Below are 25,542 nucleotides of genomic sequence, written 5' to 3' on the forward strand. Positions count from 1 at the left end.
AGCGGATCGGTCCGGACGTGAGACGGGGTCGGCAGGTCCTCTGCCGACCCCGTGGGAAGCCGCTTACTTCGACGCCGGCTTCTTGCCGAACCACTTCTCGTAGATCTTGTCGTACTCGCCGCTGCTCTTCGCGTCCTTCAACACCTGGTTGACGACGTCGAGCAGGGCCTTGTTGTCCTTCTTGATGCCGATGCCGTACTTGTCGCCGGTCGGGAACTCCGTCGTCACCTCGGTGTCGGGGAACTCCTTGGCGTAGTCGTACAGCGGGCCGTTGTCGTTGATCGCGGCGTCGACGGATCCGGTGCGGACCGCCGTCTCCTGCAACGTCAGGTCCTCGAACTGCACGACCTCGTAGCCGTACTTCTCCTTGTTCTCGTTCGCGTAGATCTCACCGGTGGTGGACTGCTGCACGCCGAGCTTCTTGCCCTTCAGCGCGGCCAGGTCCTTGTAACCGGTGCCCTTCTTCACGAGCAGGGCCTGCTCGGCGTCGAAGTACGGGTCCGAGAAGTCGAGCGCCTTCTTGCGCTCGTCGGTGATCGTCATCGCCGCGGCGGCGACGTCGCAGTCGCCGACGTTGAGGCTCTGGCCGTTCTGGATGCCCTCGAACGCGGTGTCGAGGATCTCCTGCTGGACGTTCAGCTTCTTGGCCACCAGGTCGACGAGGTCGACGTCGAAGCCGATGGTCTTGTCGCCCTCGCTGTACTGGAAGGGCTTGTACGACAGGTGCGTGCAGGTGACGAGCTTGCCGTCCTTGACGAGCTTCACCCCGCTGTCGCTGCTGGTGCCGCCACCGCTGTTGGTGCTCGTCGCGCAGCCGGTCAGCGCGGTCAGCGCTAGGGCCGCTGCGGGCAGCAGGGCGAGCACGTGCCTGGTTCGACGAGCCACTGCGTCACTCCTCGTAACTGTTGCGGACGAGTGAACGGGATACTGCCACCCGGGTGACGTGGTGGACAGCACGTGCGTGTTACAGGCCACTCCGTTGCAACAATTTTGCGTGACATAGGCAAATCGGCCGCAGGATGTTGCGCAAATTGGCCTAGATCACACAACGTCTTCACGTATTGCACACGAATGGTGACGAACTGAGAGCGCGTCCTTGATCAGGATTTGATCACGGGGGCCGCAGGTCGGTCCGGTTCCGCCTCAGCTGCTCCGTTCCGCGAGCAGCCCCGCCACCAGCGCCGTCCACCCCGTCTGGTGCGTCGCCCCGAGCCCTTCGCCCGTGTCGCCGTCGAAGTACTCGCTGAACGTCACGTGCCGCCGCCAAAGGGGTGACTCCGACGCCTCGATCCGCTTGCCGTCCGACGGCCGCCGCCCGTCGTGGTCGGGCAGGAACAGCCCGACCAGCCGGTCGCTCAGCTCGTCCGCGACCTGACCGGCCGTCAGCGCCCGCCCGGAGTTCGTCGGCATCTCCACCTGGAACTCGCCGCGGTGGAACGCCTCGACCGTCCGCAGCGCCTCGACCAGCAGGGCGTTCGTGGGCAGCCAGACCGGGCCGCGCCAGTTCGAGTTGCCGCCGAACATCGGGGTGTGCGACTCGCCCGGCTCGTAGCCCATCCGGTGGTCCTGTCCGGCGACCTTGACCTCCAGGCCCTCGCGGTGCGCGGCGCTCAGCGACCGGATGCCGTGCGGCGAGAGGAACTCGTGCTCGTCGAGCATCCGGTGCAGCACCCGCCGCAGCCTGTGCTCGTCCAGCAACGACGCGAACGCGCCGCGCTCGTAGTGGAACGTGATGAACTGCCGCAGCTCCGGCCGCCGCTTGAGCAGGTGCTCCAGGCGTGACGTGAAGCCGTGCAGCTCCTCCAGCACCCACGGTTCCAGCACCGCGGACGCCAGCAGCGGGATCAGGCCCACCATCGACCGCACCCGCACCGGTTCGGACTCCACTGACCCGTCGTGGGCGCGCCGGGAGACCCGGTCGTAGCAGAAGCCGTCCTCGTCGTGCCAGATGCCGCTGCCCGACGACCCGAAGTGCGTGAACGCCTCCGCGATCGACAGGAAGTGCTCGACGAACTTGGTCGCCACGTCCTCGTACGACTCGTCGTCGCGCGCCAGCTCCAGCGCGATCTGCATGAGGTGCAGGCTGTAGGCGGCCATCCACGACGTGGCGTCGGACTGCTCCAGCCGCCACTCGCCGAGCATCGGCTCCGACCGGTTGACCGGGCCGATGTTGTCCATGCCGAGGAAGCCGCCCTCGAACAGGTAGCTGCCGCCGGCGTCCTTGCGGTTGACCCACCAGGAGAAGTTCAGCAGCAGCTTGTGGAAGACCTTGGCGAGGAACCCGCGGTCCCTGCTGCCGTCCGCGCGGTAGACCTGCAGCGCCGCCCACGCGTGCACGGGCGGGTTGACGTCGCCGAACTCCCACTCGTAGGCGGGGATCTGGCCGTTCGGGTGCATCATCCACTCGCGGCAGAACAGCAGCAGCTGCTCCTTCGCGAACGCCGGGTCGACCAGCGTGAACGGGATCGTGTGGAACGCGAGGTCCCACGCCGCGAACCAGGGGTACTCCCACTCGTCCGGCATCGAGATCACGTCGGCCACGTCGAGGTGCCGCCAGTGCACGTTGCGCGCCTCGGGGGTGCGCCGCGAGCTGGGCGCCTCGGGCTTCGTCGGGTCGCCGTCGAGCCAGTCGCGGGTGCGGAAGCGGTAGTGCTGCTTCGTCCACATCAGACCGGCGAGCGCGCGCCGCAGCACGTGCCTCTGCTCAGGCCCCGCCTCGGGCGCGATCGCGTCGTGGAACTCGTCGGCCTCCCGCCTGCGGGCGGCCATGGTCTCGGCGAAGCTCGGCCCGAACGGGTCCACGTGCCCGTCGCCGCCGGTCAGCCGCAGCCGCACCGTCACCGTCTCGCCCGGCTCCACCGGGTCGAACGAGTACCAGGCCGCGAACTTCGTGCCCGCCGCACCGGGGTCGTCCGGCCCCACGACCTGGCACGCGCTGGTCGAGCCGCGCACCACGTACTCGCAGATGCCGTCCTTGGCCCACGGCGACGGGTTGCGCTCGGCCCCGAAGAGCGCCACCTCGTTGCTCTCGTTGTCCGTCATCAGCAACGACGGCGAGTCGTCCAGGTGCAGCGTGTACCGGCCGAGGTTGCCGTGGTCCGCGGTCACCTTGCGCCCGGTCGTGGTGCTCGCGACCAGCCGGCACGGCCGCCCGTCCCGCCCCCACGCCCAGGTGTTGCGGAACCACAGCTGCGGCAGCAGGTGCAGCGGCGCGTCCTCCGGCCCGCAGTTCGTGGCGCTGATCTCGACGCAGATGTCGTCGGTCTCCGCCTTCGCGTACGTGACCACGACGTCGAAGAACCGGTTCTCGTCGAGCACCCCGGTGTCGGACAGCTCCGGCTCCCGGTTCTCCCGCCCCGCGGTGCGCGCCATCTCCCTGAGCTGCTCGTACGGGTACTCGCGCTGCGGGTAGCGGTAGACCACCTGCATCCAGGAGTGGGTGGGCGTCCCGTCGGTCACCCACCAGTGCTCCTTGACGTCCTCGCCGTGGTTGCCCTCCTCGTTGGCGAGACCGAAGTACCGCTCCTTGAGGATCGGGTCCCTGCCGTTCCACAGCGCCAGGGCGAGGTTGAGGAACCCGTGCACGTCGCAGATGCCCGCGATGCCGTCCTCGCCCCACCGGTAGGCCCGCGACCGGGCGTGGTCGAACGGGAACGACGCCCAGGCGTCACCGCCGGGCGAGTAGTCCTCGCGGACCGTGCCCCACTGCCGGCCGGAGAGGTACGGCCCCCACAGCCGCCACGGCGAAGTCGGTGTGCCCGACTCCGCGAGACGCGCCCGTTCCGCTTCTTCGCCCATCGGCCCAGTGTGCGTCACGGATTCGGAGGTCCGGTCACCTCCTGGTCAGCGCTGAGTCGTTCCTCACTCGAGCCCTGCCCACAAGTACCTGCGCTTGGGGCTGTTGGGTGCGCCCTCGACCCGCGCCAGACCGGCCTTGACCAACTCGTCCAGTCTGGTCAGCACCGTCTGCCGCGAGTAGCCGGTGGCGGCGGCGAGCTCGGCCGCGCGCGCCACCCCCCTCACGCGGAGTGCGTCGGCAACCTCTGGTCGGGGTTGGTCGACGGTGAACAGATCGGGCGTCTCGGCGGTCACGCCCAGCGAATAGGTCGCGTACCGCCGGCCGCCTGTGCGGACCGCCAGCTCCTTGGTGACCAGGTCGCGGAGCACGGTCGTGGCCTCCGCCCGACTCGCCCCGAACTGCCGGAGGGCCGCGTTGCTGATCGGCCGGCCGTGGAACATGGTGGCGAGTGCGAGCTCGTGCAGCTGGGTGAGTCCCGACTGCCGGAGCCCGGTGAGCCACCGCCGCGTTCTGAGGTCGAGCAGTTCGGACCGGCTGAACTCCACCTCGAACCGGCTCAACGGACTGCGGAAGATCGGTCGCGCCAGTCCCGAGCGCTGCAACTCCCTGATCATCGCGGGGATGCCGGACGCCCTGTTCTCCGCTACGAGCCGATCGCTGCCCGGCAGGAAGGTGTCCGACAGCAGCGAGGCGAGGAACGCGTTGCGCGACGAGCTGACGCCCTCGGCGCCGAGGTCCTCGAGCAGGACCGGACCGAAGAGGCCGCCTGGGCTGCGGACGACCAGCCGGTCCGGGTGCAGCTCGATCTGTACTTGGACACCCCTCGTGCCACCGCTGTAGTCGCGGTGCAGCACGGCGTTGACCACGGCCTCGCGAACCGCTTCCATCGGGTAGTCCGGCATCTCGCGCCTGCCGGAGCCGTCGACGAACGAACGGGTGCGCATGTGGCGGCGCAGCACCGCCATGGTCTCGGCCACCAGCTCGGGTATCGGGCCGCGGATCACCGGGTTGTCCGTGAAACGCGCTTCGGTGTCGTCACCGCCGTAGACCACGACCGACACGGTGAGCTGGGGGAAGTACTGCTGCGGGTAGGTGCCGAACGTCAACAGCCCGCCCAGGGACGGGACCAGGTGACCGTTGTCGGCACGGACCAGGACGCGCATGCGCTCCAATGCCGTGACCTCGTCCACGTCGCGGAACGCGCGGGTGGTCTGGCGGACGCGTTCGATCGTGCGACCGAAGGCGACCCGGTCCAGGTCGCCGACGACGGCGTCCGGCACGGCCTCCAGGTCGTAGCGGGGTTGGCCGCGGTTGGCGATCGCCAGACCGATCTCCACCTGCGTCATCCGGCGGTCGCCGTCACCGACGCGGACGTAGGAGCCGGACGCGATGCCCTTCGCCTCGACGTAGCAAGGCCGTTGGTCCGCTGGGAGCGGGTCGATCTCGGCGACCACGACCGGTGCGCCCTCGAAGTCCAGGACGTCCACCGCGATGCGCAGCGGCGGGTGCAGGGAGTCGCTCGCCTGCGAAGCCAGGTCGTCGCGCAACTTGGCCGGAGCCGTGAGCTCAACCGGCCGGAACCCCTCGTTCTCGGCCAAGCCCAGGACGAGGGTGCCGCCGTGGGTGTTGGCGAACGCGGACAGCGTCTCGAGCGTGCTCTTCGGCAGGCCGCCCGCAGCGGCCTTCACCTCGACGTCGGCCATCTCCGCGCCTGCTCGGCGCAGGCGGTCGACGAGTGAGGTCAACGCTGAGGTGTCCACCGGCACCACTCTCTGCTCTCAAGTACTCTCCAACTGGGTGGAGAGTACTTGAGAGTAGTGGGGAGTAGCGGAGGGTTATGACTCCTGTGCCGCGTGCGCGTCCAGCACCAGCGCGACCGCCTCGGTGACCCTGGCCGCGTGCGCCAGGTGCAGCCACTCGTCCGGCACGTGGCAGTTCGAGTCCGGTCCGATCACGCCGGTGACCACGAACTGCGCCTCCGGGTACGCCTCGTGCAGCAGCCCCATGAACGGGATCGAGCCGCCCAGCGACACGGTCCGCCACGGTGCCCCGAAGACGTCCTTGCCCGCCTCGTCGAGCACGGCGGACAGCCACGGGGCCAGCTCGGGCGCGTTCCAGCCGTCGGCGGCCTCGACGCGGGAGAGCTCCACGGTCGCGTTGTAGGGCACGTCGGTGGTGAGCAGCGTGCGCACCGCCTCCAGCGCGGCCGCGGAGGACGCGGTCGGCGGCAGGCGGAACGACAGGACCAGCGAGGTGTACGGGCGCAGCACGTTGCCCGCGTCGTCGGGCAGCGGCAGGCCCTCGGCACCGGTCACGGACAGGGTGGGCCGCCAACCGGAGTTCAGCGCGAGCTCGACCTCGTCCGGGGACATCGGCCGCAGGTCGCCGACGCGCGGGACCGGGTCCCACAGGGCACCTGGTGCGGCCTCGACGGCCTCGCGGACCTCCGCCAGCCGGTGAGCGGGGATCTCGACGTGCATCTCCGGCACCAGGACCTCGCCGGTCTCGGAGTTCTCGATGCGGTCGAGCAGGGTGCGGGCGATCCGGAACGACGACGGCACGATGCCCGACGCCATGCCGGAGTGCAGGCCGCCCTCCAGCACCCGCACGGTGACCGTGACCTGCACCAACCCGCGCAGCGACGTGGTCAGCCACATGCGGTCGTAGTCGGAGCCGCCCGAGTCGAGGCAGACGACCAGCGACACGCGGCCCAGCCGGTCGGACAGGTGCTCCAGGTACGCCGGCAGATCGGGCGAACCGGACTCCTCACCGGTCTCCAGCAGCACGACGCAACGGGCGTGCGAACCGCCCGACGCGCGCACGGCCTCGATTGCGGCAACTGCGGCATAACCGGAGTAACCGTCATCGGCAGCGCCGCGCCCGTAGAGACGTCCGTCACGCAGCACAGGGGTCCAGGGGCCGAGTCCTTCGCCCCACCCGCCCACCGGGGGCTGCTTGTCGAGGTGTCCGTAGAGCAACACCGTGTCGTCGCCGGAGTTGCCGGAGGCCGGCACGTCGACCACGAGCAGCGGCGTGCGTCCCGCCAGTTGGACGACCTCCAGGGTCGCGCCGGGCAGGTTTCGCGAGGCGATCCACGCGCGCACGTGGTCGATGGCGGCGGCCAGTTCGCCGTGTTCCTCCCACGCCGGGTCGAAGGCGGGGGAAACGGCAGGCACGGCCACGAGCCGAGACAGGCTCGGGACGATCTCGGAGTCCCAGAGCGTCCGGACGGTGCTGGTCACAACGGAGCGGTCCACCTCTCGATCCTGTCACGACTCCGCCTCTGCCCGCGTCGTCAGACTCTTACCAGGAGGCCCGCACAGAAGTTAACGATCGGTAACCGGGACAGCGGCGTCCGGTAGTCGGACGGCCTACTCGGAGGACAAAAGGTCGAACCTCCGACTGTTGTCGCTGATCAGAACGTTGACTCGTGTGTTACGAAGTGGGACGGGTCTCACCAACTCGGGTGAGGCCGTGTCAGGATGTGGTCGTAAGCCACCGTCACCGTCGACGGCTGCCTCCGGCCCCACAGGGCTGGCGGCGACCGCCGACGTCGCCGCACGAGGTCGTCACGAGCGATCGGGCGGTCGGAGAAGACAGAGGAGAAGGCGCATGTCGTCCCCTGAGCAATGGACGCACCCTGAGCCGGACGCAGCGCCGGCCGCCACTGCCGCGAAACCGACGGCGGAACAGGTGATCGCGGGCTTGCGAGCGACCGACGAGGGCGGCGCCGACCTGGTGCAGCTCCTCACCCCCGAGGGCGAGCGGGTCGAGCACCCCGACTTCGACATCGACATCTCGGCGGAGGAGCTGCGCGGCCTGTACCGCGACATGGTCCTGATCCGCCGCGTCGACCGCGAGGCGAACGCGTTGCAGCGCAAGGGCCAGCTCGGCATCTGGGTGCCGCTGCTGGGCCAGGAGGCCGCGCAGATCGGTGCCGGCCGCGCGATGCGCCCGACCGACATGGCCTTCCCGAGCTACCGCGAGCACGGCATCGCGTGGACCCGCGGGATCAACCCGACGGAGCTGCTCGGCATCTTCCGCGGCACCGACCAGGGCACCTGGGACCCGGTCGAGAAGCGCTTCCACCCGTACACGATCGTCATCGGCAACCAGGTCCTCAACGCGGCCGGGTACGCGATGGGCCAGAAGTTCGACGGCAAGGTCGGCGACGACGAGGGAGAAGCCACCATGTGCTTCTTCGGCGACGGCGCGACCAGCCAGGGTGACGTGCACGAGGGCTTCGTGTGGGCCGCGGTCTACGACGCGCCGCTGGTCTTCTTCTGCCAGAACAACCAGTGGGCCATCTCCGAACCCACCGAGCGCCAGTCGCGCCTGCCGTTGTACCAGCGCGCTCGCGGCTACGGCTTCCCCGGCATCCGGGTCGACGGCAACGACGTGCTGGCCACGCTCGCCGTGACGAAGTGGGCGCTCGACGAGTGCCGCCACGGCAACGGCCCGATCCTGATCGAGGCGTTCACCTACCGGATGGACGCGCACACCACCTCCGACGACCCGACCCGCTACCGGCTGTCGGACGAGCTGGAGATGTGGAAGCTCAAGGACCCGATCGAGCGGGTCAAGGTCTACCTCGTGAAGCAGCAGTGGGCCGACAGCGCGTTCTTCGAGGGTGTCGAGGCGGACGCCGACAAGCTCGGCGAGGAGCTGCGGGAGTTCTGCACGAACATGCCCGACCCGCCGGCTGAACGGATCTTCAGCAACGTCTACGCGGAGGGGAACCCCAACCTCGACGCGCAGCGCGATGAGTTCCTCGACTACGTCTCGGGTTTTGCTGGAGGTGAGCACTGATGGCTGCTCCGACGATGGACCGCTCCACCGCTGCCGCCCCGGCGACCCCGGTGCAGACGCTCACGATCTCGAAGGCGCTCAACATGGGCCTGCGGGCGGCCATGGAGGCCAACCCCAAGGTCATCATGATGGGCGAGGACATCGGCAAGCTCGGTGGCGTCTTCCGCATCACCGACGGCCTGCAGAAGGACTTCGGTGAGCAGCGCGTGCTGGACACGCCGCTCGCGGAGTCCGGCATCATCGGCACCGCCGTGGGCCTCGCGATCCGCGGCTACCGCCCGGTGTGCGAGATCCAGTTCGACGGCTTCATCTTCCCCGGCTTCGACCAGATCGTGTCGCAGGTCGCGAAGCTGCACTACCGCACGCAGGGCAAGATCAAGATGCCCATCGTGATCCGCGTGCCGTTCGGTGGCGGCATCGGTGCGGTCGAGCACCACTCGGAGTCCCCGGAGTCGTACTTCGCGCACACCGCCGGCCTCAAGGTCGTCTCGTGCTCGAACCCGGCCGACGCGTACTGGATGATCCAGCAGGCGATCGACTGCGACGACCCGGTGCTGTTCTTCGAGCCGAAGCGCCGCTACTACGAGAAGGGCGAGGTCGACACCACGACCCAGCCCGGCAAGCTGTTCGAGTCGCGCGTGCTGCGCTCCGGCACGGACGCCACGCTGGTCGCCTACGGCCCGATGGTCCGCACCTCGCTCGACGCCGCCAACGCGGCCGCCGAGGACGGCACGTCGCTGGAGGTCATCGACCTGCGCACGCTGTCGCCGCTCGACCTGGAGCCGGTGTTCGAGTCGGTGCGCCGCACCGGCCGGCTGGTCGTCGTGTCCGAGGCGCCGTCCGAGTCCTCGATCGCCAGCGAGATTGCGGCCAAGGTCCAGCAGGAGTGCTTCTACTCCCTGCAGGCACCGGTGCTGCGGGTGACCGGTTTCGACACCCCGTACCCGCCGTCGAAGCTCGAGGAGGAGTTCCTCCCCGACCTCGACCGGGTGCTGCACGCCGTCGACCGCTCTCTCGCCTGGTAAGGGGACAACCGGAAATGCCGCAGTACAAGCAGTTCCCCCTGCCGGACACGGCTGAGGGGCTGACCGAGGCCGACATCCTCACCTGGCACGTGAAGCCCGGTGACACCGTCACGGTCAACCAGATCATCGTCGAGATCGAGACGGCCAAGGCTGCCGTCGAGCTGCCGTGCCCGTGGGCCGGCGTCGTGACCGAGCTGCTCGCGGAGCCCGGTCAGACCGTCGAGGTCGGCGTCCCGATCATCACGATCGACACCGACCCCGGTGGCGCGGCCGCGCCCGCCCCCGCTCCTGCCGCGGCAGAGGCGAACGGCACCTCGTCCGGCAAGATCGGCGAGGAGATGCCGGGCGGGCGCATCGCGACGCTCGTCGGCTACGGCCCGAAGTCCGGTGCGGCCAAGCGCCGTGCCCGCAAGGACGCCCCGGCCGTGGCCGGCGCCGCGGTCACCCCGGCCGCCGTAGCGGCACCGCCGGCCCCCGCCCCGGCTCCGGCTCCGGTCGTCCCGGAACCCGTTGCGGCGGCTCCGGTCTCGGCCCCCGGCGGGTACGTGCCGCTGGCCAAGCCGCCGGTCCGCAAGCTCGCCAAGGACCTCGGCGTCGACCTGCGCGCGCTCACGGGCTCCGGCCCCGGCGGCGTGATCACCCGGTCCGACGTGGAGAACGCGGTGTCCGCACCGGCCGCCGCACCCGTTGCTGCGTCCACTGTGGACAACGGCACGCGGGAACGCCGGGTGCCGATCAAGGGCGTCCGCAAGGCGACCGCGCAGGCGATGGTGGACAGCGCGTTCACCGCACCGCACGTCACCGAGTTCCTGACGGTCGACGTGACGCCGATGATGGAGCTGCGGGCCCGGTTGAAGAACCACCCGGAGTTCCGCGGCGTGAAGCTGACGCCACTCGCGTTCTGCGCCAAGGCCGTGATCCTCGCGGCCCGCCGCACACCGGACGTCAACGCCACGTGGGACGCGGCGGCCAACGAGATCGTCTACAAGGACTACGTCCACCTCGGCATCGCGGCCGCCACGCCGCGCGGCCTGGTGGTCCCGAAGGTCCGCGACGCCGACCGCATGTCGTTGAAGGAACTGGCCGTCGCGCTGGACGAGCTCGCCACGGTGGCCCGCGAGGGCAAGACCGCGCCTGCCGACATGATGAACGGCACCATCACGATCACCAACGTCGGCGTCTTCGGCGTCGACACCGGCACGCCGATCCTCAACCCCGGTGAGTCCGCGATCCTCGCCCTCGGCGCGATCCGCGACATGCCGTGGGTGGTCGACGGCGAGATCAAGGTCCGCAAGATCTGCCAGCTCGCGCTGTCGTTCGACCACCGCGTGGTCGACGGCCAGCAGGGCTCGCAGTTCCTGGCCGACGTCGGCGCGCTGTTGGCCGAGCCGGGCATCGCGCTGACCTACTGATCCCAGGTCCGTGAAAGGCCCCCGTGCTGCGGCACGGGGGCCTTTTCGCTGTTCAGCCACCTGTTCGGCCAATCCGGCTTGACCCTCCAGCCACTGGAGACTGCACAGTTGTCCCCGTGACGCGCTACCAGATCGGCGAGCTGGCCAGGATGACCGGCCTGACCGTCAAGACCATCCGGTTCTACTCGGACTCGGGCCTCATCCCGCCCACGGACCGGACCGCCGGCGGGTACCGCACCTACGACGCGGAGGCCGTCGCCCGGCTCAAGCTCGTCCGCACCCTGCGCGACCTGGGTGTGGACCTGCCGACGGCCGGGCGGGTGCTCGCCAAGGAGGTGTCGGTGACCGACGTGGCGCGTGCACACGCTGATGCGATCGACGCGCAGATGAGGACGTTGCGGCTCCGCCGTGCCGTGCTGCGCGCCGTCGCCAAGGGAGGGGAGATGGAACTGATGAACGAGCTGGCCCGCATGTCGGACGAGGAGCGGCAGCGCATCCTCGACGACTTCTTCGAGGACGTGTTCGGGCCGTACGAGCTGGACCCGCAGTTCGAGCAGCACATGCGGTCCGTGCGGATCGAGCTGCCGGACGACCCGTCGCCGGAACAGCTGGAGGCCTGGGTCGAGCTCGCGAAGCTCGTGCAGGACCCGGACTTCCGCGCGTCGATCAAGCGGATGTCCCGGCAGCACGAGCAGTACCGCCGCGACAACGTGAACATGACCCCGCCGTCGGGCGGCAACCAGATGGAGACGTTCACCTACTCCATCGACCAGGCACGGCAGGCGATCGAGGCCGGCATCGCACCGGACTCGGCGGAGGCCGCGGAGGTCGTCGCCCGCGTCAACGCGAAGTGGGCGGAGGCGCTGGACGTGCCGAACGACGAGACCGTCGTGCGGCGGCTGCGCGAGTTCGCCGACTTCGCGGACCCGCGGGCCGAGCGGTACTGGGTGCTGATCGGCCGCGTCAACGGCTGGCCCGCCATGCCGGACAACACCCGCGAGCGCGAGTGGCTGCGCGCCGCCGGGGTGCCGCTGGGCTAGACCCTGCGCACGACGCGGGAATCAGCTGGGCGCCCAGCTCGTTCCCGTGGCGACGAAGGGGACGGCTCGCGGTGGACGGGGTCTTCAAGCCTCGCAAGACCCCGCCCCTCAGACGGCCTGAGGACGGCCTGGGGTGATCAACTCACTTGATCTGCATCCCGGAGATCATCCGCGACACCACCAGCCGCTGGATCTCCGACGTCCCCTCGAAGATGGTGAAGATCTTCGCGTCCCGGTGCATCCGCTCCACCGGGTGCTCCCGCGTGTAGCCGGCGCCGCCGAGGATGTGGATCGCCCGCTCGGTCGCCCACACCGACACCTCGGACGCCTTCAGCTTCGACATCGAGCCCTCGCCCGCGGTGAACGGCACGTTGTTGCGGCCCATCCACGCCGCCCGCCACACCAGCAGGCGTGACGCGTCGATCTCCATCCGCATGTTCGCGAGGTCGAAGGCGATCGACTGGTTCTCGATGATCTTGCGGCCGAACGCCTCGCGGTCCTTCGCGTACTCCAACGCGTAGTCGTAGGCGGCCCGTGCGACACCGACGGCCATCGCGCCCACGGTCGGGCGGGTGGTCTCGAAGGTCGCCATCGCCGCCTGGCCGCCGGCCTTCAGGCCCTCACGAGCTCGTGCCAGCCGGGCGTCCAACCGCTCCTTACCGCCCAGCACGCAACGGCCCGGCACCCGCACGTCGTCCAGGAACACGTCGGCGGTGTGCGACGCGCGCATGCCGTGCTTCTTGATCTTGCCCGGTGACGACAGGCCGGGGGTGCCGGGGGGAACGATGAAACCGGCCTGCCCGCGCGAGCCCAGGGCGGGGTCGACGACTGCGGTGACCACGTGCACGTTCGCGATGCCGCCGTTGGTGGCCCAGGCCTTCTGGCCGTTCAGGACCCACTCGTCGGTGGCCTCGTCGTAGCGGGCCCGCGTCCGGTAGCCCGCCACGTCCGAGCCCGCCTGGGGTTCGGAGGCGCAGAACGCCGCCAGCTTCGGGTCCGACTCGTCGCCGAAGCACTCCGGGACCCACTCGGCCAGCTGTTCCGGCTCGCCGCCCGCGAAGATGCCGGCGACCGCGAGACCGGTGCCCATCAACGACAGCGCGATGCCCGCGTCACCCCAGAAGAGCTCCTCGGTGGCGATGGGCAGCGACAGCCCGATCGGGTCGGCGAACCAGGTCGCGAGGGCCTCGAAGCCGTAGAGACCGATCTTCGCGGCCTCCTGGATGACCGGCCACGGCGTCTCCTCGCGCTCGTCCCACTCCGAGGCCGCCGGCCTGATGACGTCGCGAGCGAAACCGTGCACCCAGTCGCGCAGGTCGGTCTGGTCTTCGTTCAGTTCGAGCGAGAAGCCACCCACGGGAGAACCTTCCTACGCCTTCGGGATGTTGAACAGGCTCATGAACCCGGCCGCGAACCCCAGGTCGCCCTTGACCTTCAGCTTGCCCGTCATGAACAGCACGGGGGCCGACGCGTTGCCGGTCGCGAGCTTCAGGAAGTCGGCCGGCGTCAAGGTCACGATGGCGCGGGCCTCGCGGGTCACGCCCTTGTTGATGGTGCACGTCGCGTCTTCGATGATGGCCTCGTAGACGTCTTCGAGCACGTGGAAGTGCACGACGGCGCGGGTGGCACCGGCCCGGTCCGCGCGGAAGTGGACCTCCATGCGGCGGAACACCTCGTCCAGCACGCGCACGCGCAGCGCCGGGTCCGCGACGACCGCCTCGATCTGGTCCTTGGAGGCGCGCGAGATGATGCGGGCGAAGTTCGACGGGTCCATCTTCGAGAGGTCGAGGTCCGCGCCGCCGTCGGCCAGGGCGCCGAGGGCGTTCAGCAGGGCGGCGAAGTCGTCCTTGCCGAGCTTCTTCGGGTCGATGCCGCGTGCGATGACGTCGATGTCGACGTCCTTCAGCGCGGGGTCGTCCGGCGAGATCTGCTGCAACGTGCTGATGAGCTCGGCGGGGCTGAGCTTCGCGATCGCCTCGGTCGTGAGGTCGTGCGTCATCGAGACACCTCCTGGTACCTACTCGCGAGTAAGACTACTGGCGAGTAGATAGAGCGGCAAGCCGATCGGATAATCTTGCACCTCCGAACCGAGGGGTAGTGATGCGCACAGAAGGTCGAGCCAAGCGCTTGCCGCGCGCCGTGCGGGAGCGGCAGATCATGGATGCCGCCGTCGACGTGTTCTCGCGGCTCGGCTTCCACGCGGCGTCGATGGACGAGATCTCCGACGTCGCGGGCATCTCCAAGCCGATGCTCTACGCCTACCTCGGGTCGAAGGAGGAGCTGTTCGCGACCTGCATCCGGCGCGAGGCCACCAGGATGATCGAGGCCATCGCGACCGGCGTCGAGCCCGACCAGGAACCAGACGTGCAGCTGTGGAGCGGGCTGCGGGCGTTCTTCGGGTTCGTCGGGGAGAACCGGGCGAGCTGGCAGGTGCTGCACCGGCAGGCGTCCTCGCAGGGCGGGCCGTTCGCGGCCGAGCTCGCGGACATGCGCGGGCGCGCGGTGTCGCTGGTCGCGGCGCTGCTCACCCAGTCGACGAAGGCGCCGGCGACCACCCTGGAGGCCGAGTCGCTGGCGGCCGCGCTCGTCGGTGCCGGCGAGTCGCTCGCGGACTGGTGGCTCGACCACCCCGAGGAACCGGCCGGCGTGGTCGCCGCCCGGCTCATGAACCTCGTGTGGATGGGCTTCGGCGACCTCGTCGACGGCAACGTCTGGCACCCACCGTCACGTCGCTGAGCCGAGCAGGTGAGGTCCCTTGCCCCAGACGGCGAACTCCCAGCCGTTCTCGTCCTCGCGCGCCGAGAACTCGACGCGCCCCGGGATCAGCAACGGCTTCTTGAACCTCACGTCCACCGTCACGGCCTCGGGCAACCGGCCTTCCAGCGCCGCGAGGCACCGCGCCTTGGTCCACATCCCGTGCGCGATCGCCCGCGGGAACCCGAACAGCTTGGCGCTCAACGGGTGCAGGTGGATCGGGTTGCGGTCGCCGGACACCGCGCCGTAACGCCGCCCGATGTCCGCGGGCACCCGCCACTGCGCCGACCCGGCCGGCCGCCGCAGCTCCTCACCGGAGGACGAGCCGGAACCGGTGCGCCGCAGGTAGGTCGACACCCCTTCCCAAACACCGGACACCGCCGTCACCACGTCGAGCTGGCTGCCCTGCGGGTGCGGGCGAAGGTCGCGCGCCGACACCGTGACCTCCAGCGGTTCGTCCAGGCGCAACGGCCGCGACTGCGTGATCCGGTTCGCGACGTGCACCAGACCGGGCAGCGGGAACGGGAAACCGGCCCCCGTCATCAGCTCCAGCTGCAACGGGAAACCCAGCACGTGCGGGTAGGTCAACGGCAACGCGTCGCGCAGCCCGAACCCGCACACCTCGTTGTACGCCGCCAGGTGCTTGAGCGAGACGTCGTAGGTGGCCGAGACCGGTTGTGCGGCAAGGGAGTCACCGCGTCGGAACGCCGTGAGCGCCGCCTTCAGCAACATCACGCCCCCAGCAGCATCTGGCCGCACACCCGCACGACGTTCCCGTTGACACCACCGGATCCGGGCGCGGCGAACCACGCGACGGTCTCCGCGACGTCAGAGGGCAGCCCGCCCTGCGACAGGCTGTTCATCCGCCGCCCGACCTCGCGGGTCAGGAGCGGCACGGCCGCGGTCATCTTCGTCTCGATGAAACCGGGCGCGACGGCGTTGATGGTGGCGCCGCGCTCGGCGAGCACCGGTGCCAGCGACGTGACCATCCCGATCACGCCTGCCTTCGAGGTGGCGTAGTTGGTCTGCCCGACGTTGCCCGCGATCCCGGCGATCGACGACACCCCGACGATCCGCCCGCCGGTCCGCAGCACGTCGCCGTCCAACAGGGCCGCGTTGATCCGCTCCTGGCAGGCCAGGTTGACCTCCAGCACGGCGTCCCACTTGTCGGAGTCCATGCGCGCCAACGTCTTGTCACGGGTGATGCCCGCGTTGTGCACGACGACGTCCACGCCGCCGTGCCGTTCCATCAGGTACGAGGTCAACCGAGCCGGGTCGCCGGTGATGTCGAGCTGCAACGCCGACCCGCCGACCGCGTTCGCGACCCTCGACAGGTCCTCGCCGGCCGCCGGGACGTCCAGGCACACCACGTGCGCGCCGTCGCGGGCCAGCGTCGTGGCGATCGCCTCGCCGATCCCGCGCGAGGCACCCGTGACCAGCGCGACCTTGCCCTCCAGCGTGCCGGTCGACGCGGCTCCCGACACGTGGACGACCTGGCCGGACACGTACGCGGACCGCCCGGACAGCAGGAACCGCAGCGTCGACTCGGCACCGTCCTCGGCGCCGTCGGCCACGTACACCAGGTTCGCCGTGCCGCCGCGGCGCAGCTCCTTGCCGACCGAGCGCACGAACCCTTCGAGGGCCCGCTGCGCCACCAAGTCCGGCGACCGCCCGATGACGACCACCCGCCCGCACGGGCCGAGCTGCGTGATCACCGGGTGGAAGAAGTCGTGCAGCTGCCGCAGGTCGGCCACGGTCTCGATGCCGGAGGCGTCGAACACCAGCGCGCCGTAGGGCGCCGAGCCGGTTTCGAGCGTCTTGAGGAAGGGCAGCCGGGGGGTGCCACCGACCAGGACCGGTGTCGCCAGTGCGGCGTCGCGGCGGAGCGGATGCGGGTTCGGCAGGCCGAGCCTGCGCACGAGCTGGCGGCCGAGTCCCGACGAGGCGAACTTCTGGTACCTGTCCACGTCACACAACCTACTCGCTAGTAAGTCTACCCGCTAGTAGGTAGTATGGCGGCATGCGAGTAGCGATCATCGGCGGCAACCGCATCCCGTTCGCCCGCTCGAACGGCCCGTACGCCACCGCGTCGAACCAGGACATGTTCACGGCGGTGCTGGACGGCCTGGTGAGCCGCTTCGGGTTGCAGGGCGAACGCCTCGGCGAGGTGGTCGCCGGCGCCGTGCTCAAGCACTCGCGCGACTTCAACCTCGTCCGCGAGTCGGTGCTGGGCAGCAGGCTCAGCCCGCAGACACCCGCATACGACCTCCAGCAGGCGTGCGGCACCGGCCTGCAGGCGATCATCGCGGTGGCCAACAAGATCGCGCTCGGCCAGATCGAGTCCGGCATCGCGGGCGGCGTCGACACCACCAGCGACGCGCCGATCGGCGTGAACGAGGACTTCCGCAAGCTGCTGCTGGAGTTCAACCGCACCCGCAAGGTCGGTCTGCTCGCCAAGCTGCGGCCCGGCCACGTCGTCCCGCACCTGCCGCGCAACGGCGAACCGCGCACCGGCAGGTCGATGGGCGAGCACGCCGCGCTGACCGCCGCCGAGTACGGCATCACCCGCGAGGACCAGGACGAGCTGACCGCGCGCAGCCACCGCAACCTCGCCCGCGCCTACGACGAGGGCTTCTTCGACGACCTCGTCACGCCCTACCTCGGCCTCACCCGCGACCAGAACCTGCGCCCGGACAGCAGCGTCGAGAAGCTCGCCAAGCTCAAGCCGGTCTTCGGCGACACCATGACCGCGGGCAACTCCACCCCGTTGTCCGACGGCGCCTCCGCGGTGCTGCTCGCCACCGAGGAGTGGGCGGCGGCCCGCAACCTCCCGGTGCTCGCGTACCTGACGTTCGCCGAGACCGCCGCCGTCGACCACGTGCACGGCGGCGAAGGCCTGCTCATGGCCCCGGTGCACGCCGCACCGCGGATGCTCGACAAGGCGGGGCTCAAGCTGCAGGAGTTCGACTTCTACGAGGTGCACGAGGCGTTCGCGTCCCAGGTCCTCGCGACGCTGAAGGCCTGGGAGACCGACCTCGGCGAGATCGACCGCGCCAAGCTCAACGTCAACGGCTCGTCGCTCGCCGCGGGGCACCCGTTCGCGGCGACCGGTGCGCGGATCGTGGCGACGCTCGCGAAGCTGCTGCACCAGAAGGGCAGCGGGCGCGGGTTCGTGTCGATCTGCGCGGCCGGCGGCCAGGGGATCACGGCGATCCTGGAGCGATGAGTTCCGCGCGGTCCCGAGGTCAGCACATCCGACCCGTTCACGGAGAAGGATGACGACCATGACCTTGCAGGACGTGCTGGAAAAGCACCGCGGGACCACCCCGAACGCCGTGGCGCTCGTCGCCCGCGGTGACGACGTGGAGGTCGCGGCGGTCGGGGGCGAGACCCGCGACTCGGCGTTCGCGGTCGCGTCGGTGACCAAGCCGGTCGTCGCGTACGCCGCGCAGCTGCTGGTGAACGACGGCCGGATCGCGCCGGACGACCCGGTCGCGCGGTGGCTGCCGGAACTGGCCGAGCCGAAGGTCGTCCGCACGCCGCAGGGGCCTGCCGACGACGTGGTGCCCGCGACGACGCCGATCACCGTCCGGCACCTGCTGACCTCGCGGTCCGGCTGGGGCTTCACGGCGGACTTCTCGTTGCCCGCCACGCGGGTGCTGTTCGAGAAGGCGCACCTGCACGGCGTGCCGGAGCTGCCCACGCCGGACGAGTGGTTGCCGCGCCTCGCCGAGGTGCCGCTGCTGCACCAGCCGGGCACCGGGTGGACCTACAACACCTCCTACGACGTGCTCGGCGTGCTGCTCGACCGCGTCACCGGCTCGTTGCCCGACTTCCTGGCCGAACGCGTCTTCGCGCCGTTCGGCATGACCGCCACGGGTTTCGTGAGCCCCGTCTTCCCGTCCGGCGCCGGTGGCCTGAGCTCCACGGCGGACGACCTGCTGGCGTTCGGCCGCGGTCTGCTCGCGAGCGACCTGCTGCCGGTGCTCGCGACCGACACGACCTCGGCGGCCGAGCGGGCGGCCGCGCGGATCTTCCTGGAGGGGCAGGGCTGGGGCTGCGGCGGCAGCGTCGACGTAGCGGACGTCGACCCGTGGAACGTCCCCGGCCGCTACGGCTGGGTCGGCGGGTCGGGCACAGCGCTGCACGTCGTCCCGGCGCAGCGGAAGGTGACCGTGCTGCTCACGCGCACGGCCATGACGAGTCCCGAGCCGGCGCCGGTCATGCGCGACTTCTGGGAACTCGCTGCCGGATAGCACCCTCCGTCGCGCACACTGCCCACGGCTGCCCTGGAGCGCTGGGCGGGCCGGAGCTAGTCGAGCAACGCCCAGGCCGCGGTGCAGGACGCGGTGACCGTGATCTGCTGCGCCTTGAGGTTCAGCTGGTCGACCATCCCGGCCGGGCCGGCCATCTCGAACGACGCGCTGCGCATCATCTTCGGCGAGTAGCCGCCGCCGTCCGTGTCGCCGATGCGCAGCAACGGCCCGAGCCGCCGCCCCAGCGCGTTCGCGTAGCCCTCGGCGCGGCGCAACGCGTCGGCCACGGCCTCCTTCTGCGCCTCGCGGACCGCCTCGGTGTCGTCGACGAGCGTCCACGACGGTCCGTTGACCCACGACGGCTCGGCCTGCACCAGCTCGGCGAGCAGGCCGTCGAGCTTGTCGAGGTCGGACACCCAGATCACGTACTGCTGGGTGGCGCGGCTGCCGATGCGCTGGTTGTTGTCCCAGTTGTCGTGCACGGACAGCTGGCGCGACCGCACCTCGAAGTCCGCCAGCAGCGGTTCCACGGCGGAAATGCGCTGGTTGAGCGTGCTCACCGCCTCGGACCGTTCGGCGCCGAGCGCCTCGAACGTCACGTCCACCTGGGCGCGGTCGGCGGTCCGCTCGACCTCGCCGGTCCCCTTCGTCACCACTTCAGCCACACCACCCACCCAACCGCCACCCCACTCCATCCGCAACCACTACCTCTTGCAGCTCTCCCACCAGCACCCCCAATCCTCACTTCGCGAGTGCACGCGGGGAGCTTTCGTACTCCCCTGGGGCACGGCGGGGTCCCCGCGTGCCCCTCGGAGCGTGCCCGGAGCGGGCCGCCGGGCCGTACGTCGGCCGGTCTCTGCCCGGGCGTGAGGGATGACCGGTGTTGTCCGGTCGTTCACGTTGTCCACCGGCGATTCATCGGCGTGTGCCCCACCTCACCGGATAATCGCGTGCTTTCGGCGGGCTCAGGGTGCATACTTGAGTCACCAGCCCAACAGATCTCCGAGAGGGAAGTGCAGACCGAGATGAACTTCGCAGCGAAGCTCCGCGCCCGTCGTGCCGAGGCGCGCAACCGGAAGGCCGTGGCTCGCGCGATCGACATGGCCACCACCCCGGCCATGCGTCACGAGCTGATGGCCATCGCCCAGGCTCAGGTCACCACCCTGCGCTGACACTCGAGAACCCGGCACTCGCACGGCGCCCCGGCGCGAGTGCCTCCCCAACGGGAACCCCTGGAGCACCTCCCGCGCTCCAGGGGTTTCATTCTGTTAAACGTGATACACGCCACAGTATGCTGGCCGTGTAACAGAGCGCATCGGTCCGCCGATGTCACGGATGACCTCGCGGTGCTGTCGGACCCCCGACCTGGCAGCACCGCGAGGTTTCTTGTTTGCTGGGGGCATGAAGATCGCCGTGCTCGGCACCGGCCTCATGGGTGCCCCGATCGCAGCCAACCTCGCCGCCGCCGGACACGACGTCCGGGTCTGGAACCGCACCCGCGCCAAGGCCGAACCGCTGGCCGCGCAGGGCGTCACCGTCGTGGACACGCCCGCGGGGGCCGTCGACGGCGTCGAGGTCGTGCTGACGATGCTCAACGACGGCCCCGCCGTCACCACGACCATGCAGGACGCGGCCCCCTCGCTGCCGCACGACGCGGTGTGGGTCCAGGCCTCCACGGTCGGCATCGAGTCGACCGAGGACCACATCGCGCTCGCCCGGTCGCTCGGGCTGGAGTTCGTGGACGCCCCGGTCCTCGGCAGCACCAAACCGGCCCAGGACGGCACCCTCGTCGTGCTCGCCGCGGGTGTCGAGGAGCTGCGCGAACGGGTGCAGCCGGTGTTCGACGTGATCGGCGCCCGCACGATGTGGGTCGGTGAGGCGGGTGCGGCGACGCGGTTGAAGCTCGTCGCGAACAGCTGGGTCCTCTCGCTGACCGCCGCGGTCGGTGAGGCCGTGGCGCTGGCCGAGTCCTCCGGTCTCGACCCGAGGCTGTTCCTGGAGGCCGTCTCCGGTGGCCCGCTGGACTGCGCGTACCTGCAGACGAAGGGCAACGCGATCATCGAACGCTCCTTCCCGCTGGCGTTCACCGTGCAGAACGCCCTCAAGGACGCGCTGCTCGTGAACGAGGCGGCCACGCGGGCCGGGGTGCAGCTGGACGTGGCGCAGGCCTCGGGCGCCCGCCTGAACCGCGCGGTCACCCGAGGCCACGGCGACGAGGACCTGGCCGCCGCCTACTACGCCAGCTTCAAGAACTAGTTCCGCACCGACCAGGCACCCTTGGCGGGCGTCCAGTAGAAGGTCGAGCCCTCGAAGACCTGCATCCGGCCGCCTGCCTCGCCGGCCCAGTCCTTCTCGGCCTCCCTCGGGTAGCCGTGGGTGTGCTCGTCCCCGGTGCTCATGAACTTCGAGAGGATGTCGCCGTACACCGGGTACGCGCTGGTGCGTGCGCTCCAGTACCAGATGCCGTTCTGGAACTTCTGGTAGCGACCGCCGTTCGCCCCCGGTGCCTCCTCCATGAGCGGGTAACCCCAGCGGTGCTCGTCACCGGCGTTCATGAAGTTGGTCAGGATCTCGCCGTAGACGGGGAACGCCCCGGTGGCCGCTGTCCAGTAGAAGTGCGCCACCTGGAACTGCTGCCATCGGCCGCCGTGCGCGCCCGGTGACTCGTCGTTGACCGGGTAGCCCCAGCGGTGCTCGTCGCCGGTGTCCATGAACCGGGTCAGGATGTCGCCGTACACGGGGTGGGCGTTGAGCGCGGGCGTCCAGTAGATGTTGCCGCGCTGGAAGCCCTGCCACCGACCGCCGGGAGCGCCGTCCTGCTCGTTGTTCACAGGCGCGCCGACGACGCTGTTCTCCGCGCCCATCGCACGCCACTTGACGCCGATGTCGCCGCCGACCGCGATCCTGACCTCGTCGAGCATCTGCCGCGCCTTGGCCTCGGCCTGGTCGTAGCGGGCGGGACAGCACGAGCGCTGCACCTTGTCCGCGAGCAGACCCGCGGTGAGGTTCGGGTACTTCGGTTCCACCCGCTGCGCCTCGGCGAAGAAGCGGTCGGCGGCGTACGCGACGTTCATGATCTGCTCCGGCGTGCCCCAGCCCTGCGAAGGCCGTTGCTGGAACACGCCGAGCGAGTCGCGGTCGCCGCAGCCCAGGTTGTTCATGTGCGACTCGACCCAGCCCGCCTCGAACCCGGCGAGCATCACCTTCGCCGACACCCCGCGGCGGACGCCGACGTCGTGGACGGTCCGGGTGACGTTGATGTCGCGGTTGGCCGGCACCGCGCACGCCGCCTGCATCTCGGCGTTGGAGATGTGCGCGGGTTCGGCCTGGGCGACGCCCGCCAGCGGGAGCAGGGACAGCGTTGCGAGAGCGAGAACTGCCTTCCTCATCGCCGTCACCCGTTCCGGACGGACCAGGCGCCCTTGGCGGGGGTCCAGTAGAAGGTGGAGTTCTCGAACGTCTGCATGCGACCGCCCGTCTCGCCGGCCCAGTCCTTCTCGGCTTCCTTCGGGTAGCCGTGGGTGTGCTCGTCGCCGGTCGACAGGAACTTGGTCAGGATGTCGCCGTAGACGGGGTACGCGCTGGTGCGCGCGCTCCAGTACCAGATGCCGTTCTGGAACTTCTGGTAACGACCGCCGTTGGCGCCGGCCGCCTCCTCCATGAGCGGGTAACCCCAGCGGTGCTCGTCGCCCGCGTTCATGAAGTTGGTCAGGATCTCGCCGTACACGGGGAAGGCGCCGGTCGCCGCGGTCCAGTAGAAGTGCGCGGTCTGGAACTGCTGCCACCGCCCACCGTGCGCGCCGGGCGACTCGTCGTTGACCGGGTAGCCCCAGCGGTGCTCGTCACCGGTGTCCATGAACCGGGTCAGGATGTCGCCGTAGACCGGGTGGGCGTTGAGCGCAGGGGTCCAGTAGATGTTGCCGTGCTGGAAGCCCTGCCAGCGACCGCCGGGAGCGCCGTCCTGCTCGTTGTTGACCGGGGCGCCCACGACGCTGTTCTCCGCGCCCATCGCACGCCACTTCGTGCCGATGTCGCCGGCGACGTTGTACGAGACGATGTTGTTGTAGCGGATCGGCGTGTACTTGGCGGCCGTCGTGGCCGACCAGTTGCGCTCCACCGTGGGCGAGCCGTTCGGACCGGCCTGCTCGCGCACCCGCGGCATCGTCCGCGCGGCGTCGGCCCAGCCGAGGAACAACGCGGTGTGCTGGCCCGGCCAGTTCAGCGCGTCACCCGGCTGCAGGTCTGCCCGGTTGATCGTGTGCGACACCTGGTGCAGCGTCGACGTGGTGTAGGAGTGGGCCAGCCCCCAGATCATCGACAGGTAGCCGCTGCAGTCGGTGCGGTACGAGCCGAACTGGTTGTTGTGGCAGGCGCTCTGGCTGTACGGCACCCGCGCCTGGAGCCACGTCGTCGACCTGGCCAGCGCCTCGTCCCTCGCGGTCTGCTTGCCCGCGGGGTAGTTGCCGCAGTTGAACATCACGCCGATCTCGTCGGCGGTGGCCACGTTCGCGTTCGCCGTCCCCATGACGAGCGCGACGGCCACGGCTGTCGTGCCGAGCAGTTCTCGAACCTTCATGTCAGTCCCCCTCTTCGGACGTGGACCCAGGTTCGGGGGCCGGTCTGCAAGGCGTCTCCAAGTCCGCTGCAAGCCACCTGCAGTCCCGCCGATCGGCCGGTCCGCCGCCCGCCCGCCGCTGGCTAGCGTCGGAGCGTGAACAGACTCGTACGCTCCCTGCTGGCGTTCGGCCTGGTATCAGCGCAGGTCACGGCCACAGCGGCGGTCGCGACCGCCGCCACCGACATCAAGGACCGCATCGCAGCCATCCCCGGTGTGCGGATCATCAGCGAGGGCACGTCCGGCACCGCCAGGACGTTCGTGCTCGGCATCCAGCAGCCCGCGGACCACCGCAAGCCGCGCGGCCAGCGGTTCGAGCAGCGGTTCTCGTTGCTGCACAAGGACGTCTCCCGCCCGATGGTGCTGCACACCACGGGTTACAACCTGCCCGGCACGATCGGCGCCTCCGAACCGGCCCGGCTCGTCGACGGCAACCAGCTCAGCGTCGAACAGCGGTTCTTCGCGCCCTCGCGCCCGTCACCGGCCGACTGGGACGACCTGACCATCTGGCAGGCGGCCAACGACCACCACCGGATCGTCACGGCGTTCAAGGAGCTCTACGGCGCGAAGTGGCTGTCGACCGGTGCCAGCAAGGGCGGCATGACGTCGATCTACCACCGGCGGTTCTTCCCGCGCGACGTCGACGCCACCATCGCCTACGTCACGCCGAACGACGTGGTGAACGACCGCGACACCTACGGCGAGTTCATCCGCGAGGTGGGCACCGACCCGTCCTGCAACCGCCGGCTCGAAGGCGTGCAGCGGCAGCTGTTGCAGCACCGCGACGAGATCGTGGCCAGGCTGACCGCGCGGGGCTACACGTTCCAGCAGTTCGGCGGCGGGCACCGGGCGCTGGAGGTGCTGGTGCTCGACACGCCGTTCACGTTCTGGCAGTACGGCACCCAGGAGCAGTGCGCGCTGGTTCCGGGCGCCGGCGCGTCCGTGGACGACCTCTGGACGTTCATCGACAAGACCGTCGGCTGGGACTTCTACAACGACGCGGGCGTCGCGCCCTACGCGGCGTACTACTACCAGGCGGGCACGCAGCTCGGCTGGCCGGAGGCGGACGAGTCGGCGGTGGCGGACCTGCTGCGCCACCCCGGCGTCTCGGTGCCGCGCACGATGGTGTCCCCCGACATCAGGTTCCCGCGCTTCGACCGGCACGCCATGAAGGACGTCGACCGCTGGGTGCGCCACCAGGGCAACCGCCTGCTGTTCGTGTACGGGCAGAACGACCCGTGGAGCGCGGAACCGTTCCGGCTCGGGCCCGGCACCCGTGACTCGCTGTCGTTCGAGGTGCCCGCCGGCAACCACGGCGCGAACATCGCGAAGCTGCCGGAGGACCGGCGCGCGGCGGCCACGGCGGCGGTGCTGCGGTGGGCCGGCGTGTCCTCCCCGGTCTCGGCCGCGCTGTCCGACACCGGCCCCGACCCGGACTCGCTGGACGCGCTGCGGGCCCGCCGCGGCTGAGGCAGGCTGACGGGCGTGAAGCCGTTGCTCGTGGTCGACGCCGCCAACGTCGTGGGCTCGGTGCCCGACGGGTGGTGGCGCGACCGCGCGGGCGCGGCCGAACGCCTGCGCGACGCGCTGCGCGGCCGGGACGAGGAGGTCGTCCTGGTCGTGGAAGGCAAGGCGCGCACCGTGTCCAGCGTCGACGACGTGCGGGTCGTCGCCGCGGAGCACTCCGGTGACGACACCGTCGTCGAGGTCGTGCGCACCGAGGGCGCCGGCCGCGCGGTGACGGTCGTGACCGCCGACCGCGAGCTGCGGCGGCGGGTGGCGGAGCTCGGTGCCGAGGTGGCCGGACCCACCTCGGTGCCGCGCCGTTAGTC

22 protein-coding genes are annotated in these 25,542 nt (G+C 70.2%); 11 read left to right on the forward strand and 11 right to left on the reverse strand.

Annotation, left to right across the window (positions count from 1 at the left end):
* Positions 1–63: 63 nt before the first annotated feature.
* The 4 genes from AB0A63_RS21510 to AB0A63_RS21525 all read right to left on the reverse strand — a co-directional run bounded on the left by AB0A63_RS21510 (position 64) and on the right by AB0A63_RS21525 (position 7,056).
* Positions 64–885: a transporter substrate-binding domain-containing protein gene (locus AB0A63_RS21510; RefSeq protein WP_360394033.1), complete on the reverse strand. Its 822-nt coding sequence runs from the start codon at positions 883–885 to the stop codon at positions 64–66.
* 258 nt (positions 886–1,143) lie between these two features.
* Positions 1,144–3,798: a glucosidase gene (locus AB0A63_RS21515; RefSeq protein WP_360394036.1), complete on the reverse strand. Its 2,655-nt coding sequence runs from the start codon at positions 3,796–3,798 to the stop codon at positions 1,144–1,146.
* A gap of 63 nt (positions 3,799–3,861) precedes the next feature.
* Positions 3,862–5,559, reverse strand: coding sequence for an ATP-binding protein (locus AB0A63_RS21520; protein ID WP_360394038.1), 1,698 nt, complete (start codon positions 5,557–5,559; stop codon positions 3,862–3,864).
* Positions 5,560–5,634: 75 nt separating this feature from the next.
* A complete protein-coding gene (locus tag AB0A63_RS21525; protein ID WP_360394041.1) occupies positions 5,635–7,056 on the reverse strand; it encodes a M20/M25/M40 family metallo-hydrolase in 1,422 nt (473 codons plus the stop codon).
* Between the two features lie 355 nt (positions 7,057–7,411).
* On the opposite strand from AB0A63_RS21525, the gene pdhA reads away from it, so the two are divergent.
* From pdhA to AB0A63_RS21545, 4 genes are all read left to right on the forward strand, one after another.
* Positions 7,412–8,608 carry a pyruvate dehydrogenase (acetyl-transferring) E1 component subunit alpha gene (gene pdhA / locus AB0A63_RS21530; RefSeq protein WP_360394044.1) on the forward strand — a complete coding sequence of 399 codons (1,197 nt, stop codon included), beginning with the start codon at positions 7,412–7,414 and terminating at the stop codon, positions 8,606–8,608.
* On the forward strand, positions 8,608–9,633 hold the full coding sequence (locus AB0A63_RS21535; protein ID WP_360394047.1) for an alpha-ketoacid dehydrogenase subunit beta: 1,026 nt from the start codon (positions 8,608–8,610) through the stop codon (positions 9,631–9,633). The genes pdhA and AB0A63_RS21535 overlap by 1 nt, the downstream gene beginning before the upstream one ends.
* A 14-nt stretch (positions 9,634–9,647) precedes the next feature.
* Positions 9,648–11,045, forward strand: coding sequence for a dihydrolipoamide acetyltransferase family protein (locus tag AB0A63_RS21540; RefSeq protein WP_360394050.1), 1,398 nt, complete (start codon positions 9,648–9,650; stop codon positions 11,043–11,045).
* Between the two features lie 116 nt (positions 11,046–11,161).
* Complete coding sequence (locus AB0A63_RS21545; protein ID WP_360394052.1) at positions 11,162–12,085, forward strand: MerR family transcriptional regulator; 924 nt, start codon at positions 11,162–11,164, stop codon at positions 12,083–12,085.
* Positions 12,086–12,227: 142 nt separating this feature from the next.
* On the opposite strand, the gene AB0A63_RS21550 is transcribed toward AB0A63_RS21545, so the two are convergent.
* Together AB0A63_RS21550 and AB0A63_RS21555 are read right to left on the reverse strand one after the other, a co-directional pair.
* On the reverse strand, positions 12,228–13,442 hold the full coding sequence (locus AB0A63_RS21550; RefSeq protein WP_360394054.1) for an acyl-CoA dehydrogenase family protein: 1,215 nt from the start codon (positions 13,440–13,442) through the stop codon (positions 12,228–12,230).
* A gap of 12 nt (positions 13,443–13,454) precedes the next feature.
* Positions 13,455–14,084, reverse strand: coding sequence for an SCP2 sterol-binding domain-containing protein (locus AB0A63_RS21555; RefSeq protein ID WP_360394057.1), 630 nt, complete (start codon positions 14,082–14,084; stop codon positions 13,455–13,457).
* Between the two features lie 101 nt (positions 14,085–14,185).
* Here AB0A63_RS21555 and AB0A63_RS21560 point away from each other — a divergent pair, with 101 nt between their 5' ends.
* Complete coding sequence (locus AB0A63_RS21560) at positions 14,186–14,821, forward strand: TetR/AcrR family transcriptional regulator (RefSeq protein ID WP_360394060.1); 636 nt, start codon at positions 14,186–14,188, stop codon at positions 14,819–14,821.
* Here the strand turns inward: AB0A63_RS21560 and AB0A63_RS21565 are convergent.
* Both AB0A63_RS21565 and AB0A63_RS21570 read right to left on the reverse strand, forming a co-directional pair.
* Positions 14,810–15,571, reverse strand: coding sequence for a MaoC/PaaZ C-terminal domain-containing protein (locus AB0A63_RS21565; protein WP_360394811.1), 762 nt, complete (start codon positions 15,569–15,571; stop codon positions 14,810–14,812). The two genes, AB0A63_RS21560 and AB0A63_RS21565, sit on opposite strands and share 12 nt — an antisense overlap.
* Positions 15,571–16,806 (reverse strand): 3-oxoacyl-ACP reductase, encoded by a 1,236-nt coding sequence (locus tag AB0A63_RS21570; RefSeq protein ID WP_360394062.1) that lies wholly within the window; start codon positions 16,804–16,806, stop codon positions 15,571–15,573. Before AB0A63_RS21570 ends, AB0A63_RS21565 begins: the two co-directional genes overlap by 1 nt.
* A 53-nt stretch (positions 16,807–16,859) precedes the next feature.
* Here AB0A63_RS21570 and AB0A63_RS21575 point away from each other — a divergent pair, with 53 nt between their 5' ends.
* Positions 16,860–18,065: an acetyl-CoA C-acetyltransferase gene (locus AB0A63_RS21575; protein ID WP_360394064.1), complete on the forward strand. Its 1,206-nt coding sequence runs from the start codon at positions 16,860–16,862 to the stop codon at positions 18,063–18,065.
* 58 nt (positions 18,066–18,123) lie between these two features.
* Positions 18,124–19,095, forward strand: a complete 972-nt coding sequence (locus tag AB0A63_RS21580; RefSeq protein ID WP_360394067.1) for a serine hydrolase domain-containing protein — start codon at positions 18,124–18,126, stop codon at positions 19,093–19,095.
* Positions 19,096–19,151: 56 nt separating this feature from the next.
* On the opposite strand, the gene AB0A63_RS21585 is transcribed toward AB0A63_RS21580, so the two are convergent.
* Positions 19,152–19,760 (reverse strand): SIMPL domain-containing protein, encoded by a 609-nt coding sequence (locus AB0A63_RS21585; RefSeq protein WP_360394070.1) that lies wholly within the window; start codon positions 19,758–19,760, stop codon positions 19,152–19,154.
* Between the two features lie 360 nt (positions 19,761–20,120).
* On the opposite strand from AB0A63_RS21585, the gene AB0A63_RS21590 reads away from it, so the two are divergent.
* Positions 20,121–20,267 (forward strand): hypothetical protein, encoded by a 147-nt coding sequence (locus tag AB0A63_RS21590; RefSeq protein WP_167969512.1) that lies wholly within the window; start codon positions 20,121–20,123, stop codon positions 20,265–20,267.
* Positions 20,268–20,496: 229 nt separating this feature from the next.
* Positions 20,497–21,351: an NAD(P)-dependent oxidoreductase gene (locus AB0A63_RS21595; protein ID WP_360394073.1), complete on the forward strand. Its 855-nt coding sequence runs from the start codon at positions 20,497–20,499 to the stop codon at positions 21,349–21,351.
* On the opposite strand, the gene AB0A63_RS21600 is transcribed toward AB0A63_RS21595, so the two are convergent.
* The gene (locus AB0A63_RS21600; protein ID WP_360394075.1) at positions 21,348–22,484 is read right to left on the reverse strand and encodes a hypothetical protein; all 1,137 of its coding nucleotides are present in this window, start codon (positions 22,482–22,484) and stop codon (positions 21,348–21,350) included. The two genes, AB0A63_RS21595 and AB0A63_RS21600, sit on opposite strands and share 4 nt — an antisense overlap.
* A 5-nt stretch (positions 22,485–22,489) precedes the next feature.
* A complete protein-coding gene (locus AB0A63_RS21605) occupies positions 22,490–23,671 on the reverse strand; it encodes a hypothetical protein (RefSeq protein WP_360394078.1) in 1,182 nt (393 codons plus the stop codon).
* 135 nt (positions 23,672–23,806) lie between these two features.
* On the opposite strand from AB0A63_RS21605, the gene AB0A63_RS21610 reads away from it, so the two are divergent.
* Both AB0A63_RS21610 and AB0A63_RS21615 read left to right on the forward strand, forming a co-directional pair.
* Positions 23,807–25,180 carry a S28 family serine protease gene (locus tag AB0A63_RS21610; RefSeq protein WP_360394081.1) on the forward strand — a complete coding sequence of 458 codons (1,374 nt, stop codon included), beginning with the start codon at positions 23,807–23,809 and terminating at the stop codon, positions 25,178–25,180.
* Between the two features lie 15 nt (positions 25,181–25,195).
* Positions 25,196–25,540, forward strand: coding sequence for an NTP pyrophosphohydrolase (locus AB0A63_RS21615; RefSeq protein ID WP_360394084.1), 345 nt, complete (start codon positions 25,196–25,198; stop codon positions 25,538–25,540).
* Positions 25,541–25,542: the final 2 nt, after the last annotated feature.

The organism is Lentzea sp. NPDC042327, assembly GCF_040647275.1.
Lineage (GTDB): Bacteria > Actinomycetota > Actinomycetes > Mycobacteriales > Pseudonocardiaceae > Lentzea.

What these genes read in the sequence shown, in the direction of transcription:
- AB0A63_RS21605 (WP_360394078.1), bottom strand. Translation starts at nt 23,671, where the DNA reads ATGAAGGTTCGAGAACTGCTCGGCACGACAGCCGTGGCCGTCGCGCTC.
- AB0A63_RS21560 (WP_360394060.1), top strand. Translation starts at nt 14,186, where the DNA reads ATGCGCACAGAAGGTCGAGCCAAGCGCTTGCCGCGCGCCGTGCGGGAG.
- AB0A63_RS21590 (WP_167969512.1), top strand. Translation starts at nt 20,121, where the DNA reads ATGAACTTCGCAGCGAAGCTCCGCGCCCGTCGTGCCGAGGCGCGCAAC.
- AB0A63_RS21535 (WP_360394047.1), top strand. Translation starts at nt 8,608, where the DNA reads ATGGCTGCTCCGACGATGGACCGCTCCACCGCTGCCGCCCCGGCGACC.
- pdhA (WP_360394044.1), top strand. Translation starts at nt 7,412, where the DNA reads ATGTCGTCCCCTGAGCAATGGACGCACCCTGAGCCGGACGCAGCGCCG.
- AB0A63_RS21580 (WP_360394067.1), top strand. Translation starts at nt 18,124, where the DNA reads ATGACCTTGCAGGACGTGCTGGAAAAGCACCGCGGGACCACCCCGAAC.
- AB0A63_RS21565 (WP_360394811.1), bottom strand. Translation starts at nt 15,571, where the DNA reads ATGTTGCTGAAGGCGGCGCTCACGGCGTTCCGACGCGGTGACTCCCTT.
- AB0A63_RS21595 (WP_360394073.1), top strand. Translation starts at nt 20,497, where the DNA reads ATGAAGATCGCCGTGCTCGGCACCGGCCTCATGGGTGCCCCGATCGCA.
- AB0A63_RS21555 (WP_360394057.1), bottom strand. Translation starts at nt 14,084, where the DNA reads ATGACGCACGACCTCACGACCGAGGCGATCGCGAAGCTCAGCCCCGCC.
- AB0A63_RS21540 (WP_360394050.1), top strand. Translation starts at nt 9,648, where the DNA reads ATGCCGCAGTACAAGCAGTTCCCCCTGCCGGACACGGCTGAGGGGCTG.
- AB0A63_RS21575 (WP_360394064.1), top strand. Translation starts at nt 16,860, where the DNA reads ATGCGAGTAGCGATCATCGGCGGCAACCGCATCCCGTTCGCCCGCTCG.
- AB0A63_RS21600 (WP_360394075.1), bottom strand. Translation starts at nt 22,484, where the DNA reads ATGAGGAAGGCAGTTCTCGCTCTCGCAACGCTGTCCCTGCTCCCGCTG.
- AB0A63_RS21515 (WP_360394036.1), bottom strand. Translation starts at nt 3,798, where the DNA reads ATGGGCGAAGAAGCGGAACGGGCGCGTCTCGCGGAGTCGGGCACACCG.